Source organism: Leclercia adecarboxylata, assembly GCF_006874705.1.
In the GTDB taxonomy this organism is placed as follows: domain Bacteria; phylum Pseudomonadota; class Gammaproteobacteria; order Enterobacterales; family Enterobacteriaceae; genus Enterobacter; species Enterobacter adecarboxylatus_C.
Map to the genome: position 1 here is coordinate 286,808 of NZ_CP035382.1, position 17,350 is coordinate 304,157.

Genomic DNA, 17,350 nt, shown 5'->3' on the forward strand with positions numbered 1-17,350 from the left:
CTTACTCCGCCGGCTTAAACTGCGGATTGCCCAGCATAAAACCGCCATCGACAATAAAGGATTGTCCGGTGGCGTAGCTGGCGTCGCTGTCGCACAGCCAGGCCACCAGGCTGGCGATCTCTTTGGTGTGCCCGGGCCTTGCCAGCGGGATATTCGGCATGGATCCCGGCTCCACTTCGCTGTCATCCATGTCGTTCATTGGCGTAGCGATGGCCCCGGGTGCGACGGCGTTGACCAGAATATTGTGATGCACCAGCTCCATCGCCATCGACTTGGTCAGGCCGCCGAGGGCATGCTTGGCCGAAGTGTAAGCGCTGGCATCCGGCAGCGGGGTATGCTCATGTACCGAGGTGATGTTGACGATCCGTCCCCCCTCGCCCTGCTTAACCATCTGCCGGGCGGCAATCTGCGAGCAGAGAAAAGCGCCATCCACATCGACGCTAAAAATGGATCGCCACTGGTCGTACTCCATCTCCAGAAACGACGCTTTGACCATCGCCCCGGCGTTATTGACCAGCACGTCGATACGTCCGAAGCGCTCAATTAACCTCTCGATCGCCTTAGCCCCGTCCGGCAGCTGGCTGAGATCCAGCTGGATGGCCTCTGCCCGCTGCCCCCGCGCCTCGATCTCACGACAGGTTTTCATCGCCCCTTCTTCATCCGAATGCCAGGTTACGCCGATATCAAACCCACGCTCCGCCAGCATCAGCGCCGTGGTTTTGCCGATCCCCGAATCCGATGCCGTCACAATAGCCACACGATTGGTTGAACCCATACTCACCTCCTGAAACCACAAAGAGGTAAGTATAGATAATTCTCGTTTTCTACCCGTGCTGATAGCCGCCACCCAGCGCCGAGGTGAGTTGCAGGGTGGCATCGATATACTGCCCCTGCAGCGTGAGTCCGGCGAGGTGTTCCTGCAGGGCGGGTATTCTGGCCTCGCTGACGCGGGTACCGGCGATAATCCCCGCTCTGTAACGCGCCTGCGCCAGAGCTACCACCCGCGCGGCATCGGCCTCAACGCTCTGCTGATGCTGGTTTTTCGCCATTAGCGTTTCGACTTCACTTGCGGTCCGGGTCACCTGATTCACCGCCTCCACCACCGCTTTGTTGTAGTTCGCTATCGACAGATTGCTCTGCGCCTGGGCAATATCGAGGTTGGCATTCAGGCGTCCGCTGTCAAAAATCGGCAGGGTCAGGCCGGCGGTGACGCCCATCTGCTGCGCCGAGGAGCGGAACAGATCGCTTAAGTGCAGCGCATCCTGTTGCAGAAACGCCATCAGATTCACATCGGGATAGAACGCTGCTTTCGCCGCATCGACCTCATGCAGAGACGCTTCGATGTACCAGTGGGCTTCCTGCAGATCGGGGCGTCGGGCCAGCAGTTCGTAGCCCAGCGAGGCAGGCAACTTCGTCTCGACGGCGGGTAAGGCCTGCGGGGTGAGGGTTATCGACGGGGTATTGGTGAGGGCTTCCAGGCGCGCGGCAATGGCTTTCATATTGCCGCTCACCTCCGCCAGCCGCTCCTCGGTTTTACTGGCATTGATGTCGGTTTCGACCCCTTCCACGGAGGAGGTGATCCCATGCTGGTAGAGCTCCCGATCGGTACGAATAATATTATCCTGCTCCTGCTTGATGGCGGTTAATACCTTCCCGACCGCAGCCTGAGTCTGCCACTCCCAGTAGAGACGCGCGACGCTGGTGGCGAGCAGTTGGCGGGTCTGTTGCAGCTCCGCCTGTTGGGCGTTGACCTTGCCGATGCGGGCCTCAACCTGGGCGCGGTTTTTGCCCCATAAATCCAGATCCCAGCCAGCGGTTAAGCCAAAGGTGCCGTTGGTATACCAGGGGCCGGTGGTACCGGCCGCCGGATCGGTAATCGCAAAGGGGCCCATCAGCCCTTCTGCGGACATTTTTTGCCGCTCGGCATCGGCAGAGAAATCCACCTCCGGGCCGTCGGCGGCCATCGCCATTTTGGCCTGGGCTTCGGCAAGGGCAATGCGCTGACGGGCAATTTGCATATCCGGCGCGTCGGCCTGCGCTTTGACGATCAGGGCAGTCAGCTGCGGATCGTGAAACGCTTCCCACCATGCATTTTTCGGCCACTGGCCGGTCGCCAGTCCGGACTCTATGTTCGCGACGGGGAGCTGTTGATTAAGCGATGCCGCCGTATCGTGTTGAGAGGCGCAGGCAACCAGAAAAAGAGAAAGAGGCAGGCAGAAACAGTAAAAACGTGAAGGTTTCATCAGGTTATTCACATAAAAAAGAAGGGGGCAAAATACGCCCGCTGCGCTTCATTTTTTTAGGAATCGGTGGCAATCCACAATTTGTCATACCTTTACATATTCAGAAAAGGCGCCCGATATGCCGCCGGGCGCCCCTGCGGTCATCAGGCTTTCAGCGAAGCGCCCTTCGTCGCAATCACTTCCTGATACCAGTAAAAACTCTTCTTACGGCTGCGCGCCAGCGTGCCTGCACCGCTGTCGTCACGATCGACATAGATAAAACCGTAGCGCTTGGAGAGCTCCGCTTTGGAAGCGCTCACCAGATCGATCGGGCCCCAGCTGGTGTAGCCCATCACCTCCACGCCGTCCTCAATCGCCTCGCGCACCTGCACCAGATGGTCGTTGAGGTAGCTGATGCGGTAATCATCCTGCACCACCCCGTCGGCGTCCGGCTTGTCCTTTGCTCCCAGGCCGTTCTCCACAATAAACAGCGGTTTCTGATAGCGATCCCAGAGCACGTTCAGCAGGGTGCGCAGGCCAACCGGGTCGATCTGCCAGCCCCACTCTGAACTGGCCAGATGCGGGTTCGGCACCATATTCAGGATGTTGGCCCGCGCCTGCTGGTTCAGCTCTTCGTCGGTGGTGACGCAGCCGGTCATGTAGTAGCTGAAGGAGATAAAGTCGACGGTCGATTTCAGCGCCTCGCGATCGGCCTCGGTGATTTCGAGCTGAATGCCGTTATCGCGGAAGTAGCGCAGCATGTAGCCCGGGTAGGCCCCGCGGCACTGTACATCGCCGAAGAACTGCCAGGCGCGGTTCTCCTGCAGGGCTTCCAGCACGTCGTCCGGCTTGCAGGTCAGCGGATAGACCAGGCCGCCCAGCAGCATGTTGCCGATTTTGGCGTCCGGGATCATCGCGTGGCAGGCTTTCACCGCCAGGGCGCTGGCCACCAGCTGATGGTGGATCGCCTGATAGACCTCCGCCTTGCTGCTGGTTTCCGGCAGACCGACGCCGGTCATCGGCGCGTGCAGGGACATGTTGATCTCGTTAAAGGTGAGCCACAGCTTCACCTTGTGTTGATAGCGGGCAAAGACGGTGCGGGCATAGCGCTCGAAGAAACCGATCACCTGACGGCTGCCCCAGCCGCCGTACTGCTTCACCAGCCCCCACGGCATCTCGTAGTGCGAGAGGGTTACCAGCGGGGTGATGTTGTGGGCCGCCAGCTCGTCAAACAGCTTGTCGTAAAAGGCCAGTCCGGCCTCGTTCGGCTCCTGCTCATCGCCGTTCGGGAAGATGCGCGTCCATGCAATGGAGACGCGCAGGCAGCTGAAGCCCATCTCGGCGAACAGTGTGATGTCCTGCGGATAACGATGATAGAAATCGATCGCCACGTCTTTGATGCCGCTGTCGCCCGCCACGCGCTCCACCACCGGGCCAAATACCCCCTGCGGCTGAACGTCAGAGGTGGACAATCCTTTGCCATCGTCCAGGTAAGCGCCTTCTACCTGATTCGCGGCAACCGCGCCGCCCCATAAGAAATCGTCCGGGAAAGTTTTCATTCGGTTCTCCTGTTATTGATGGCTTACGCAAAGCAACGGCGCACCGGCCTGGACGGCAGTCGCCGCCACGGTCGCGACATCACGGTAGTCGTCGCTATTGCTGATAATAATCGGGGTCGCCAGATCGTATCCGGCATCGAGAATCGCCTGACGATCGAACTCCAGCAGCAGATCGCCTGGCTGTACTTTGTCACCCACCTTCACGTGGGCGGTAAACGGCTTGCCGTCGAGCTTCACGGTGTCGATCCCGACGTGGATCAGCACTTCGATGCCGCTGTCGCTCAACAGGCCAATGGCATGCTTAGTGGCAAATATCGAGGCCACTTCCCCCGCAAAGGGGGCAATCACTTTGTTATCTGCAGGAACGATAGCCGCGCCCTGACCGAGCAGGCCGCTGGCAAAGGTGGCGTCCGGCACCTGGTCCAGCGCCAGTACCGTGCCGCGCATCGGGGAGAGCACCGTGTCGCCATCGACGTTAGCGACCACCGGGGAAGCGTCGGCCGGGCTGGCAGGCATTCCGGCAATCAGGGTCAGGGCACAGCTCAGCACCAGCGCCACCACCATGCCCGCAATGCCGCCCCACAGCGTGGCGTCCACCCCGCCCGGAGGGATCATCTGCGCGATGGTGAAAATATTGCCGAAGCCAAAGGAGTAAACGTGAGTGTCAAAGAAACCAACAATCGCGCCGCCGACCGCCCCGGCCACGCAGCCGAAGATAAAGGGACGACGCAGCGGCAGGTTCACGCCATAGACCGCCGGTTCGGTGATACCGAAAATCCCGGCCGTTACCGACGAGCCCGCCAGCATCTTCAGCTTTGTGTCACGGGTACGCAGGAACACGCCGAACGCGGCCCCTACCTGCCCCATCACCGCCGGCAGTAACATCGGCAGCATCGAATCGTGACCCAGCACGGCGAGGTTATTGATCATCAGCGGCACCAGCCCCCAGTGCAGACCGAAAATGACGCATATCTGCCATACCGCGCCCATCGCCGCGCCAGCCAGCCAGGGGGCAAGCACGTAGATCCACTGATAGCTGTTCGCCAGCATCTGGCTGAGCCAGGTGGCCACCGGGCCGATAACCAGAAAGGTCAGCGGCACCGTGACGCCGAGACAGATCAGCGGCGTGAAGAAATTTTTCATCGCCGACGGCAGGCGTTTGTTGCCCTGCTTCTCCAGCCAGCAGCTGACCCAGGCGGCAAGGATGATCGGAATGACCGACGAGCTGTAGTTAAACCAGGTCACCGGAATGGCGAGGAAGGCATTGGCCGCCGCGCCCGCCTGCTGACTGGCCTCAAAGGCCTGAATCATGGTCGGATGCACCAGCGCCCCGCCAATCACCATGGTGATAAACGGGTTACCGCCAAACTTTTTACCGGCGGTGTAGCCCAGCACCAGCGGGAAGAAGAAGAACAGCGCGTCACTGGTGGCAAACCAGATTTTGTAGGTGCCGCTGTCGGTGGTCAGCCAGCCGCACACCACCGCCAGCGCCAGCATCCCCTTCAGGATCCCCGAGGCGGCGAGAACGCCGATAAAGGGGGTAAAGATGCCGGAGACAATATCGATAAGCTGGCCGCCGAGGCTGGTTTTTTCGCCTTTATCCTCTGCGGCGAGTACCGCATCATCAGCCAGCCCCGCCTCCTGACAAACGGCCTGCCAGACGTCATGAACGTGGTTGCCAATCACCACCTGGAACTGGCCGCCGCTTTCGACAACCATGATCACCCCGGGATTGTTCTTCAGCCCTTCAGCATCCGCACGTTGAGAATCTTTCAGTTTGAAACGCAGCCGGGTGGCGCAATGAACCAGGCTGACGATGTTCTCTTTGCCGCCAACGTGGCCGAGAATATCCTTCGCCAGTGCTTGATATTCCATCTCTTTTTCCTTCTTCACTGCCCGCAGGCAGGGTTTGACCGAGTCGTAAAAATAAAAAAACCCGAGAACGACGCCCTTTCGGGAGCCGCGCTCAGGTTTTGCCTGCATAGTGCAGTAACAATCCGTTTGTAGCGGGGCTTAGCGCCCCTCTTTTCTCACGCGCTCAATATGAATGGTGAGAAACATAATCTCTTCGGTGGTCAGCTCGCGCTGATAACTCTTTTGCAGATGCCGGGCAATCTTTTCGGCGCACATCCACGCTTTCGCGTAGTTATCTTTTACCGCCGAGTGCAGCGAGGCGTCGTCATCCGCGACCACGGTGCGGGTCAGCATCCGCTGGGCAAAAAACTTCAGATGGGTGACGAAGCGCTGATAGCTTAGCGACTCCTCGTCATACTCCAGCTGTAAGCTGTATTTCACCAGCTGCAGGATCTCCTGCATCACCCGGGTAACGTGCATGACCTCCGGCATCTCGCTATGCAGCTGGGCGGTGACCAGATGGAGCGCGATAAATCCGGCTTCATCTTCGCCCAGCTCCACGCCCAGCCGTTGAGCGATGATGGCCCGCGCCTGCTGGCCCAGCTCAAACTCTTTCGGGTAGAGCCGCTTAATGTCCCACAGCAGCACGTTTTTGATCGCCAGCCCTTTCTTCTGCCGCTCAATCGCAAAGTAGCAGTGGTCGGTTAAGGTGATGTACAAACTCTCCTGCAGTTTCCCCAACCGCTGCGCCGCCAGCCCGATGATGCGGTCGCAGGTGGTCATCACTTCCAGCGGGATCTGGCTGAGTAACTCCCCCAGCCGTTGCACCAGCTCGTCGCTTTGCAGGGCAAACACTTTCTCGATATTCGCTTTCGGGACCACGTCGCCAGGGTGCTTTTGAAAGGCCAGCCCACGGCCCATCACGACCTGTTCGCGCCCCTGTTCATCCAGAACAACCACCACATTATTATTCAGTATTTTGGCGATTTTCATTTCATGCCCCAGAAACAAAAAAACCTGACCTCCGGCAGATGCCAGAAAATCAGGTTTTGCCTGCCGCAGCAGTAACAATCCAGTTAGCGCACTTTACCAGTTTCGTTCGATGCCACAATGCGCCCCGCTAAAAAACGTGACGCAGATCGACGTTGGCCTATTTTGACTGAATAACCCGGGCGATCTCCGCCGAGGTTTGCAGGGTGCGGATCTCCTGAAACAGGCCCAGGGCATCGTCGTACTCTTTCCGCAGGTAGCTCAGCCACTGCTTGATACGCGCTACATGGTACAGACCGGTGTCGCCCTGCTTTTCGAGGCGGGAGTACTTCTTCAGCAGCGTCACCACTTCCGGCCAGGGCATGCGCGGCTCGTTGTATTTGATCACCCGGCTGAGGTTGGGCACGTTGAGCGCTCCGCGCCCGATCATGATGGAATCGCAGCCGGTCTCTTTCATACAGGCCAGCGCGCTCTCGCGATCCCAGATCTCGCCGTTGGCCACCACCGGTATGGTCAGCCGTTGGCGGATCTCGCCGATGGCCTGCCAGTTAATGCGCTCGGCTTTATAGCCGTCCTCTTTGGTACGGCCATGAACCACCAGCTCGCTGGCACCCGCCTGCTGCACCGCGTCGGCAATTTCAAACTGCCTGTCGCCGCTGTCCCACCCCAGACGCACCTTCACCGTGACCGGCAGATGGGAGGGCACCGCCTCGCGCATCGCTTTCGCGCCGCGGTAGATCAGCTCGGGATCTTTGAGCAGCGTGGCCCCGCCGCCGCTGCCGTTAACCATTTTCGACGGACAGCCACAGTTCAGATCCACGCCCCAGGAGCCCAGCTCGACGGCGCGGGCGGCGTTTTCCGCCAGCCACTCGGGATATTGTCCCAGCAGCTGTACGCGCACCAGAGTGCCTGAGGGGGTGCGGCTCTGGTGATGCAGCTCCGGGCAGAGTCTGTAAAACGATTTTACCGGCAATAACATATCCACCACCCGCAGGAACTCGGTGATGCAGAGGTCATAGTCGTTAACGTCGGTCAGCAGCTCACGCACCAGCGAATCGAGCACGCCTTCCATCGGTGCCAGTAATACACGCATATCAGTACCCGTAAAAAAAGACGCGCTATAGTAGCCGCTCCCGCGAGAGGTGGGAAGCGTCAGGGAAGATATGCGTGTGGGGCTGCGGTCTTATTCAGGGAGCGTCTCTTCAGGGCGCAGGGTTAGCACCTCAAAACCGTCTGCCGTTACGGCGATAGTATGTTCCCATTGTGCAGACAGCTTTTTGTCACGGGTCACCACCGTCCAGCCGTCCTTCTTCGTTTTGATCCGGCTGTCGCCCTGATTGATCATCGGTTCGATGGTAAAGACCATCCCCTCCTGCAACACCGGCCCTTCGCCGGGTTTGCCGTAGTGCAGGATCTGCGGCTCTTCGTGCATCTCTTTACCAATGCCGTGCCCGCAGTACTCGCGCACTACGCTGTAGCCCTGGCTTTCAACGTATGACTGAATAGCGTGGCCAATGTCGCCCAGCGTGGCGCCCGGTTTGACGGCCTTAATCCCCTTCCACATCCCCTCGTAGGTCGCTTTCACCAGCCTGCGGGCCAGGGGCGAAACCTCGCCGATAAGATACATTTTACTGGAGTCCGCGATCATGCCCGCGTTTTCGAGGGTGATGTCGACGTTGACGATGGCACCCGATTTGAGATGCTCCGACTCCTTCGGGATACCGTGGCAGACCACGTCGTTGACCGAGGTGTTCAGCACGTAGGGGTAGTCATACTGCCCTTTGCTGGCCGGACGGGACTTAAGCTCCTCGACGATAAACGCCTCGGCGCGATTGTTGATCTCCATGGTTGATAAGCCAGGCTTAATAAATTCGTCCAGCATGGTGAACACCGAGGCCAGCAGTTCACCCGCGTGGCGCTGGCGGGCCAGCTCGTCGGCGGTTTTAATGACAATTGATGGCATTGATTACCTCCAGTAAAGGGTTAGGGCCAGATTTGAGCATCATTATCTTTATCTGCCGATCGTATATTGTCAGCGCCGCGTTGTCTCCTGCGGTTTGGGGAATTGCCCAACGTTCCAGAAAGTAATGTCTGGTATGCTCAAAAGTCATGATGTGATCCGTAGCACGTTTCCGGTTTTAATTGTATGATGAATGCGTTCCATTAAGGACTTTCACCATGAAGAAATCACTGATCGTTGTCTGGCAATACCTGCGCGCCTTCATCCTGATTTATGCCTGCCTGTATGCGGGTATTTTTCTCGCCTCCCTGCTGCCGATCACCATTCCCGGCAGCATTATTGGCATGCTGATCCTGTTTGTACTGCTCGCGCTGCAAATCCTTCCGGCAAAATGGGTTAAGCCCGGCTGCTCGGTGCTGATCCGCTATATGGCGCTGCTGTTTGTGCCGATCGGTGTGGGGGTAATGCAATATTACGACCTGCTGAGCGCGCAGTTCGGCCCGATATTTGTCTCCTGCACCATCAGCACGCTGGTGGCGTTTTTAGTGGTGAGCTGGAGCACGCATCTGGTGCACGGGGAACGTAACGTGGTTGGGCAAAAAGGACAGAAAAAATGATGGCCAATATCTGGTGGTCCCTGCCGCTCACCGTGGCGGTATTTTTCGCCGCCCGCAAGCTGGCGGTGCGCCTGAAGTTCCCGCTGCTTAACCCCCTGCTGGTGGCAATGGTAGTGATTATTCCGTTCCTGCTGTTGACAGGCATCCCCTACGCAAAATATTTCCAGGGCAGCAAGGTCCTCAACGACCTGCTGCAACCTGCGGTGGTGGCGCTGGCGTTTCCGCTGTATGAGCAACTGCACCAGATCCGCGCCCGCTGGAAGTCAATCATTACCATTTGCCTGGTGGGCAGCGTGGTGGCGATGATCACCGGCACCTCGGTGGCGCTGCTGATGGGGGCAACCCCGGAAATTGCGGCCTCTATATTACCTAAATCCGTCACCACACCGATCGCGATGGCGGTGGGCGGCAGCCTCGGTGGCATCCCGGCAATCAGTGCCGTGTGCGTGATTTATGTCGGTATTCTCGGGGCGGTATTAGGCCATACGCTGCTGAACGCCATGCGTATTCGCACCAAATCTGCGCGTGGTCTGGCGATGGGGACCGCATCTCACGCCCTCGGCACCGCCCGCTGCGCGGAGCTGGATTATCAGGAAGGGGCGTTCAGCTCCCTGGCGCTGGTGATCTGCGGGATCATGACCTCGCTGATTGCGCCGTTCCTGTTCCCGATTATTCTGGCGGTAATGGGCTAAAATTTGCGACGCGTCGCGCATTTTTAATTTGAGTTTCATAAGTTGCACACATAATGAGATCTGAGTCACATATAAAGCCCCGGCGGCTCCGTACACTACCGATCCATTAACCTTTATGAGGCAACGCCATGCACCCACGTTTTCAATCAGCTTTCGCTCAGCTTGCAGAGAATTTGCAGTCAGCCCTGGCCCCGGTTCTGGCGGATGCACACTTCCCCGCCCTGCTGACGGCTGAACAGGTCACCGCACTGAAACGTGCCACCGATCTGGATGATGACGCGCTGGCCTTTGCGCTTCTGCCGCTGGCGGCGGCCTGCGCCCGCGCCGACCTGTCCCATTTCAACGTGGGTGCCATTGCGCGCGGCGTAAGCGGTACCTGGTACTTCGGCGGCAATATGGAGTTTCTCGGGGCGACCATGCAGCAGACCGTGCATGCCGAACAGAGCGCCATCAGCCACGCCTGGCTGCGCGGCGAAAAATCCCTGCAGGCCATCACCGTGAACTACACGCCGTGCGGCCACTGCCGTCAGTTTATGAACGAACTTAACAGCGGTTTGCAGCTGCGCATCAACCTGCCGGGCCGCGATCCGCATACGCTGGCGGATTACCTGCCGGACGCCTTCGGACCGAAGGATCTGGAGATAAAATCCCTGCTGATGGATGAGCAGGATCATGGCTACGCCGTGAGCGGGGACGAGCTGGCCCAGGCCGCTATCCGCGCCGCCAACCAGTCGCACGCCCCCTACAGCAACTCCCCGAGCGGAGTGGCGCTGGAGTGTCGCGATGGTCGCATCTTCACCGGCAGCTATGCCGAGAACGCCGCCTTTAACCCGACGCTGCCGCCGCTGCAGGGCGCACTCAACCTGCTCAGCCTCAACGGTTACGACTACCCGGATATTCAGCGCGCCATTCTGGCGGAAAAAGCCGATGCTCCACTGATCCAGTGGGATGCCACCGCGGCCACGCTGCGCGCGCTGGGTTGTACCAGCATCGACCGCGTGCTGCTGGCGTAAGCCTCTGATGCGGGCAGCAATGCCCGCATAATTGATGAAAATCCCCCCAATTAAACCGCCGTTTCTTGCGCTTACCAGACGGGTAAAGTAGCCTGAGTGAAATTTCACCTTTGGTAAGAGTCATCTGTATGTTAAAGCGCGTGTTTTACAGCCTGGTTGCCCTGATCGCCATCGTGCTGTTGACTGCGCTGGGCCTCGACCGCTGGATGAGCTGGAAAACAGCCCCCTATATCTTTGATGACCTTCAGGATCTGCCCTACCGCCAGGTTGGCGTGGTGCTTGGCACCGCCAAGTATTACCGCACCGGGGTGATCAACCAGTATTACCGCTACCGCATTCAGGGTGCGCTCAACGCCTACAACAGCGGCAAGGTCAACTACCTGCTGCTGAGTGGCGACAACGCTCTGCAGAGCTACAATGAGCCGGTCACCATGCGTAAAGACTTGATTGCCGCAGGCGTGGACCCGGCGGATATCGTGCTCGACTACGCCGGTTTCAGGACCCTCGATTCCATTGTCCGCACCCGTAAGGTGTTTGATACCAACGATTTCATCATCATCACCCAGCGCTTCCACTGCGAGCGCGCGCTGTTTATTGCCCTGCATATGGGCATTCAGGCGCAGTGCTATGCCGTCCCGTCACCAAAAGACATGCTCACCGTGCGGGTGCGTGAATTTGGTGCCCGTCTGGGGGCGCTGGCCGATCTCTATGTCTTCAAACGCGAACCGCGCTTCTTAGGCCCGCTGGTGCCGATCCCGGCGATGCTGGAAGTGCCGGAAGATGCCCAGGGTTATCCGGCAGTGACGCCGGAGCAGCTGCTGGAGATGCAGAAGAAGAAATAAACCTCGCCGGGTGGCGGCTTCGCCTTACCCGGCCTACAAAACCCCGCAATACCGTAGGCCAGTGCAAGCGCAGCGCCGCCGGGCATCAGCCGCACCGCGGCCATATCGCCGGGTGGCGGCTTCGTCTTACGCGGCCTACAAAACCCCGCAATACCATAGGCCCGTGCAAGCGCAGCGCCGCCGGGCATCAGCCGCACCTCTGCCACATCGCCGGGTGGCGGCTTCGCCTTACCCGGCCTACAAAACCCTGCAATACCGTAGGCCCGGCAAGCGTAGCGCCGCCGGGCCTCAGCCGCACCTCTGCCACATCGCCGGGTGGCGGCTTCGCCTTACCCGGCCTACAAAACCCCACAATACCGTAGGCCCGTGCAAGCGTAGCGCCGCCGGGCATCAGCCGCACCTCTGCCACATCGCCGGGTGGCGGCTTCGCCTTACCCGGCCTACAAAACCCTGCAATACCGTAGGCCCGGCAAGCGTAGCGCCGCCGGGCATAAAAAAACCCGCATTACGCGGGTTTTTTCGTTATCAGCAATCTTATTTCTTACGCGCGTACTTCAGGGAGTCCAGCGCAACGGCGAAGATAATGATCGCGCCCTTGATGATGTACTGCCAGTACGGGTTCACGCCGATATAGGTCAGACCGTAGTTAATAACGGTGAAGATGATAACACCGGTTACCACGCCCAGTACGGTACCCACACCACCGCTGAACGACACGCCACCGACGACGCACGCGGCAATCGCATCCAGCTCATACATAAAGCCGAGGTTGTTGGTGGCAGAGCCGATACGGCCCGCTTCCAGCAGACCACCGAACGCGTAGAACACGCCGGACAGGGCATAGATCACCAGCAGGTTCAGCGCCACGTTAACACCGGAGACTTTCGCCGCTTCCGGGTTACCGCCGATAGCGAAGATGTTCTTACCGAAGCGGGTTTTGTTCCACAGCACCCAGACAAAGGCCACCGCAATCAGGGCATAGAAGGTGATGTAAGAGAGGCGGAAGCTACCCAGCGCGATAAAGCCCTGCGCAAAGGTGGAGAAGCCGCTGTCGAAACCGGAAATCGGCGATGCACCCACGAAGTCGTAGTACAGGGAGTTGATACCGTAAACGATGATCATCGTACCCAGGGTGGTGATGAACGGCGTTACGTTCAGGTAAGCGATGATGATGCCGTTAATCAGACCAATAATCGCACCGATAGCACAGACAATCAGGACCACCAGGATGATGGGCATGGTCGCCATTTCCGGGAACACCTTGTTGGCGTTTTCCATGGATTGCAGAAGCGTTGCCGCGACAACCGCCGCCAGGCCGACCTGACGACCAGCTGACAGGTCGGTACCCTGGGTAACGATCAGGCCCGCCACGCCCAGGGCGATAATAATACGTACAGAAGACTGAGTCAGAATGTTACTTAAGTTCAGCAGACTTAAGAATGTCGGATCCTGGAAAATAATAATGGCCAGCAAGACTAAAAGAACAACGTAAATACCGCCTTCTTTCAGATAAGTAAGAAAACTTTTCTTATTTAACGCACTCATGAGGAGCCCCTAATCTTAAAGGTGCAAAGACGCAAGACGCAAAATTTCGTTTTGCGTTGTCGTTTTGGTTTCAACAATTCCGGCAACGAGACCATTGCTCATAACCAGAATACGATCTGTGATCCCTAACAATTCCGGCATTTCGGACGAAATAATAATAATCCCTTTATCTTTCTTGGCTAATTCAGCAATCAGCTGATAAATTTCAAATTTTGCACCAACGTCGATACCACGGGTTGGTTCATCCAGCATCAGAATTTCAGGCTGGGTTAATAACCAGCGTCCAATAATTACCTTTTGCTGGTTACCACCGGAGAGCGAACCAATTTGCGTGCGATGTCCTGGGGTTTTTACGCGCATCGAGTCAATTACCCACTGGGTATCGCTCTTCATGCGGGAATTATCCAACAGGCCGATTTTGTTTTTGTAATTATGAATATTAGAAATTAAGGAGTTAAAGTTAATATCCAGATAGGCGTAAATACCGGTCGAGCGACGCTCTTCCGTCACCAGCGCAAAGCCGTGGTTAATGGCTTCGTTGGCGTTATGGTTATTGATCTTTTTCCCGTGCAGGGTGATGGTCCCGCCGGATTTCTCGCGAATACCGAACAGGGTCTCCACGATATCGGTACGCTTGGCCCCCACCAGACCGGCAATCCCGAGGATCTCCCCTTTATGCAGGTCGAAGGAGATGTCGCGAATGGAGGGCTGACGCAGTGAAGTCAGGTTGCGCACCTCCAGAATCACTTCGCCCGGCTTGTTCTCTTTGTTCGGGAAACGTTGGTTCAGGGAGCGCCCCACCATCATGGCGATGATCTTGTCCATGTCCAGCCCTTCCAGCGGCTGGGTGGCGATCCACTGGCCGTCGCGCAGTACCGTAATCTCATCACACAGCTGGAAGATCTCTTCCATTTTGTGCGAGATATAGACGATGCCGCAGCCGCGATCCTTCAGCTTACGGATAATGGTGAACAAATGGTTCACCTCTTTTTCCGTTAACGAAGAGGTAGGCTCATCCATAATCACGATTTTCGCGTTATAGGAGAAGGCCTTGGCGATTTCGATCATCTGCATCTGTGAAACCGATAATGTACCGACGCGCGCACGCGGATCGATATCAATATCCAGTTCATCAAAAATTGCTTTGGTGTCGCGATACATTTTGTCCTGATCGACAAATACGCCTTTGGTCGGATAACGACCCAACCACATATTGTCCATAACAGAACGCTGAAGTACCAGGTTAAGTTCCTGGTGAACCATCGAAATACCGTTTTCCAGTGCCTCTTTGGCGGAATGGAAATCGATCTCTTTCCCCTGAAAAAGAATGCTGCCAGAATCTTTTTGATAGATCCCAAATAAGCATTTCAATAATGTTGATTTACCCGCACCGTTTTCACCCATTAAGGCGTGAATGGAGTGAGGCCGTACTTTTAAATTAACATTATCCAGTGCTTTAACCCCGGGAAACGACTTGTTGATACCGCTCATTTCCAACAAGTATTCACCGGACGACTGAGTCGTTGTGCTGACCATAATTATACCTTCTCGGCCTCGCGTCGCGTGATAAAAGGGCGCAGAAACTGCGCCCAGTGGAATGCTTTAACTTATTTACCGGTGAACTGCGCCAGGTTTTCCTGATCTACGCCAACGTACGGTACGCGAACAACTTTGTTGTCGATTTTCCAGTTGGTGCCGTCAGCTGCGCCTTTGCCTTCTGCCAGGTTTTTCGCCAGGTCGAAGGTGGCTTTCGCCTGGTTGTTGGCATCGTTCAGCACGGTACCGGCCATTGCGCCAGATTTAACCAGTGCCAGCGCTTCTGGCAGAGCATCCACGCCAAATACCGGGATAGAGGATTTGTTGTGTGCTTTCAGGGCTTCTACAGCACCCATTGCCATCGCATCGTTGTTGGCGATAACCACTTCGATTTTGTTAGCGTTCGGGCCAGACAGCCATGCGTCCATCTTGTCTTTCGCCTGTGCGGTGTCCCACATGGCGGTATCTAATGCCAGCTGCTGGGTTTTCAGGCCCTTGTCGTTCAGCTCTTTGATCACGTAAGTGGTACGTGCTTCAGCATCCGGGTGGCCTGGCTCGCCTTTCAGCAGCACAAACTGAACCTGACCGTCTTTGTTCAGATCCCAGTTCGGGTTAGCAGCCCAGTGTTTAGCAATCAGGTCGCCCTGAATGATGCCGGATTCTTTGGAGTCGGTGCCCACGTAGAAGGCTTTGTCGTAGCTATCCAGCGCTTTACGGGAAGGTTCTTTGTTGAAGAACACCACTGGCACATTCTGGCCACGCGCTTTCTCAATAACGGTGCCTGCAGCCGCCGGGTCAACAAGGTTGATTGCCAGTGCTTTCACGCCTTTTGCCAGCAGTACGTCGATCTGGTCGTTCTGTTTTGACTGGTCATTCTGGGAGTCATTCATCAGCAGCTGCACTTCTGGAGCTGATTTACCCTCTTTCTCGATGGCTTTACGCACAACAGACATAAAGTTGTCGTCGTATTTATAGATAGTCACACCAATACGGCTATCTGCAGCGTGCGCGGTTGCACCAAAAAGCATGCTTGCCATAACAGCAGACAGAGTCAACACCTTCTTATTCATGATATCTCCGGTTTTTTTTATGCAGGGTAGTTCGTGTGAATAACGATCGGCGGGCAAATGTTAATGAAACGTTAATGCCGGCCGAAGTCCACTTATAAAATTTCTATCTTCCTTGGTCGGTAACGCTCCAGAATGCGTTTTTTTGGATGTTTAATGTGCCCTGGCTATAGTGAAAGTGATTATTCACCGTTACATAGCGTTTCAGTCACTAAAACGCTGACATCATAGACAGCGCATTGTTAACTTACTGTGAATTTACTCACAAATTGAAAACGGTTACATCACGGCGAATTATTAGTTAGTGATCGGTGCCACAATTTGCCGCAGGGCTACCGAGTGACGACGCACTAAAGTCGGCATAAAACAGTGTGTTGCGGTGATATCCAGTTTCCCTGCGGCCCCCTGCAACGCCAGCTCCGTGGCCAGCCGTGCCATAGAGGCAATCGGGTAGCGCACCGTGGTCAGCTGAGGGTCCGTGTAACGGGCAATCGGAATATCATCGAAACCAATCAATGACAGATGCTGTGGCACCGCAATGCCGTTGTCCTTCAGCGCCGTTAGCGCGCCTGCGGCCATGCTATCGTTGTAGGCAAAGACCGCGGTCAGCTGCAGGTTGCGCCCGAGCAGCTCCACCATGGCCGCCTCTCCGCCCTGCATGTCCGGCGCGCCTGTACCAATCCAGCTGTCCGATGCGGTAATGCCCTGCTCCAGCAACGCTTTCTGCCAGCCTTCACGACGCATTTCGTCATCCTCAATGCGGTGGCTTGACGCAAGATAGCCGATGCGCTGATGTCCGTTGTTCACCAGCATCCGCGTCGCCATCATCGCTCCGCTGACGTTATCAAGGCAGACGCAGCGGTGGGCATAGCCAGGCACGATGCGGTTGATCAGCACCATGCCGGGGATCTGCTCCATCAGAGAAGACAGCTCCTCATCGCTTAAGGCTTTTGAGTGGACAATCAGGGCGTTACAGCGCTGACGGATCAACACCTCAATGGCATTACGCTCTTTTTCCGCCTCGTGATAGCTGTTACCGATCAGCACATTTTTCTGGTGCTCCTGGGCAACCATGTCCACGGCTTTCACCAGTGCGCCAAAGAAGGCATCCGACACGTCCATCACAACCACGCCGATGGTGTCGCTGACCTGGGTCGCCAGCGCCTGGGCGTTGGCGTTCGGCCGGTAGCCGAGCGCCGTGACGGCTTTCATCACGCACTCGCGGGTCTCCGGACTGACCAGCGCGCTGTTATTGAGAACCCGGGAAACGGTGGCGACAGAAACGCCCGCCTGACGCGCGACGTCACGAATGGTGATCATATTCACCATCCTTATTTAGATTGCAGCAACTCACAGACACCCCCTGTGTTTAGCAAGGTGACTATTCTGGCAGCGAGAAAGGGAGGACTACGTGAAGAAGCTCACAAGGATGAAAACGGTTACATCCGTTTTG

General features: G+C 56.9%; 15 protein-coding genes. 4 read left to right on the plus strand and 11 right to left on the minus strand.

Going from position 1 to position 17,350, the window contains the following annotated elements:
- Window position 1: 1 nt before the first annotated feature.
- The 7 genes from ES815_RS02425 to map form a co-directional block, all read right to left on the minus strand.
- On the minus strand, window positions 2-775 hold the full coding sequence (locus tag ES815_RS02425; protein ID WP_142486467.1) for an SDR family oxidoreductase: 774 nt from the start codon (window positions 773-775) through the stop codon (window positions 2-4).
- Between the two features lie 49 nt (window positions 776-824).
- On the minus strand, window positions 825-2,243 hold the full coding sequence (mdtQ, locus tag ES815_RS02430; RefSeq protein ID WP_142486468.1) for a multidrug resistance outer membrane protein MdtQ: 1,419 nt from the start codon (window positions 2,241-2,243) through the stop codon (window positions 825-827).
- Between the two features lie 143 nt (window positions 2,244-2,386).
- Complete coding sequence (locus tag ES815_RS02435) at window positions 2,387-3,781, minus strand: glycoside hydrolase family 1 protein (RefSeq protein ID WP_142486469.1); 1,395 nt, start codon at window positions 3,779-3,781, stop codon at window positions 2,387-2,389.
- Between the two features lie 12 nt (window positions 3,782-3,793).
- Window positions 3,794-5,656 carry a PTS beta-glucoside transporter subunit IIABC gene (bglF, locus tag ES815_RS02440; RefSeq protein ID WP_142486470.1) on the minus strand — a complete coding sequence of 621 codons (1,863 nt, stop codon included), beginning with the start codon at window positions 5,654-5,656 and terminating at the stop codon, window positions 3,794-3,796.
- 138 nt (window positions 5,657-5,794) lie between these two features.
- The gene (licT, locus tag ES815_RS02445; RefSeq protein WP_142486471.1) at window positions 5,795-6,628 is read right to left on the minus strand and encodes a BglG family transcription antiterminator LicT; all 834 of its coding nucleotides are present in this window, start codon (window positions 6,626-6,628) and stop codon (window positions 5,795-5,797) included.
- A 157-nt stretch (window positions 6,629-6,785) separates the two neighbouring features.
- The gene (dusC, locus tag ES815_RS02450; protein ID WP_142486472.1) at window positions 6,786-7,718 is read right to left on the minus strand and encodes a tRNA dihydrouridine(16) synthase DusC; all 933 of its coding nucleotides are present in this window, start codon (window positions 7,716-7,718) and stop codon (window positions 6,786-6,788) included.
- A 90-nt stretch (window positions 7,719-7,808) separates the two neighbouring features.
- Window positions 7,809-8,588, minus strand: a complete 780-nt coding sequence (gene map, locus ES815_RS02455) for a type I methionyl aminopeptidase (protein ID WP_142486473.1) — start codon at window positions 8,586-8,588, stop codon at window positions 7,809-7,811.
- 215 nt (window positions 8,589-8,803) lie between these two features.
- Between map and ES815_RS02460 the strand changes: the two genes are divergently transcribed.
- The 4 genes from ES815_RS02460 (at window position 8,804) to sanA (ending at window position 11,749) form a co-directional block, all read left to right on the plus strand.
- Window positions 8,804-9,202 (plus strand): CidA/LrgA family protein, encoded by a 399-nt coding sequence (locus ES815_RS02460; protein WP_142486474.1) that lies wholly within the window; start codon window positions 8,804-8,806, stop codon window positions 9,200-9,202.
- Window positions 9,199-9,894 carry a CidB/LrgB family autolysis modulator gene (locus tag ES815_RS02465; RefSeq protein WP_142486475.1) on the plus strand — a complete coding sequence of 232 codons (696 nt, stop codon included), beginning with the start codon at window positions 9,199-9,201 and terminating at the stop codon, window positions 9,892-9,894. Before ES815_RS02460 ends, ES815_RS02465 begins: the two co-directional genes overlap by 4 nt.
- 128 nt (window positions 9,895-10,022) lie before the next feature.
- A complete protein-coding gene (gene cdd, locus ES815_RS02470) occupies window positions 10,023-10,907 on the plus strand; it encodes a cytidine deaminase (protein WP_142486476.1) in 885 nt (294 codons plus the stop codon).
- Between the two features lie 128 nt (window positions 10,908-11,035).
- Window positions 11,036-11,749 carry an outer membrane permeability protein SanA gene (sanA, locus tag ES815_RS02475; RefSeq protein WP_142486477.1) on the plus strand — a complete coding sequence of 238 codons (714 nt, stop codon included), beginning with the start codon at window positions 11,036-11,038 and terminating at the stop codon, window positions 11,747-11,749.
- A gap of 534 nt (window positions 11,750-12,283) precedes the next feature.
- On the opposite strand, the gene mglC is transcribed toward sanA, so the two are convergent.
- The 4 genes from mglC to galS all read right to left on the minus strand — a co-directional run bounded on the left by mglC (window position 12,284) and on the right by galS (window position 17,217).
- Window positions 12,284-13,294, minus strand: a complete 1,011-nt coding sequence (gene mglC / locus ES815_RS02480; protein ID WP_142486478.1) for a galactose/methyl galactoside ABC transporter permease MglC — start codon at window positions 13,292-13,294, stop codon at window positions 12,284-12,286.
- Window positions 13,295-13,309: 15 nt separating this feature from the next.
- Window positions 13,310-14,830 carry a galactose/methyl galactoside ABC transporter ATP-binding protein MglA gene (gene mglA / locus ES815_RS02485; protein ID WP_142486479.1) on the minus strand — a complete coding sequence of 507 codons (1,521 nt, stop codon included), beginning with the start codon at window positions 14,828-14,830 and terminating at the stop codon, window positions 13,310-13,312.
- Between the two features lie 71 nt (window positions 14,831-14,901).
- On the minus strand, window positions 14,902-15,900 hold the full coding sequence (gene mglB / locus ES815_RS02490) for a galactose/glucose ABC transporter substrate-binding protein MglB (RefSeq protein WP_142486480.1): 999 nt from the start codon (window positions 15,898-15,900) through the stop codon (window positions 14,902-14,904).
- 294 nt (window positions 15,901-16,194) lie between these two features.
- Window positions 16,195-17,217 (minus strand): HTH-type transcriptional regulator GalS, encoded by a 1,023-nt coding sequence (gene galS / locus ES815_RS02495; protein ID WP_142486481.1) that lies wholly within the window; start codon window positions 17,215-17,217, stop codon window positions 16,195-16,197.
- Between the last annotated feature and the right edge of the window lie 133 nt (window positions 17,218-17,350).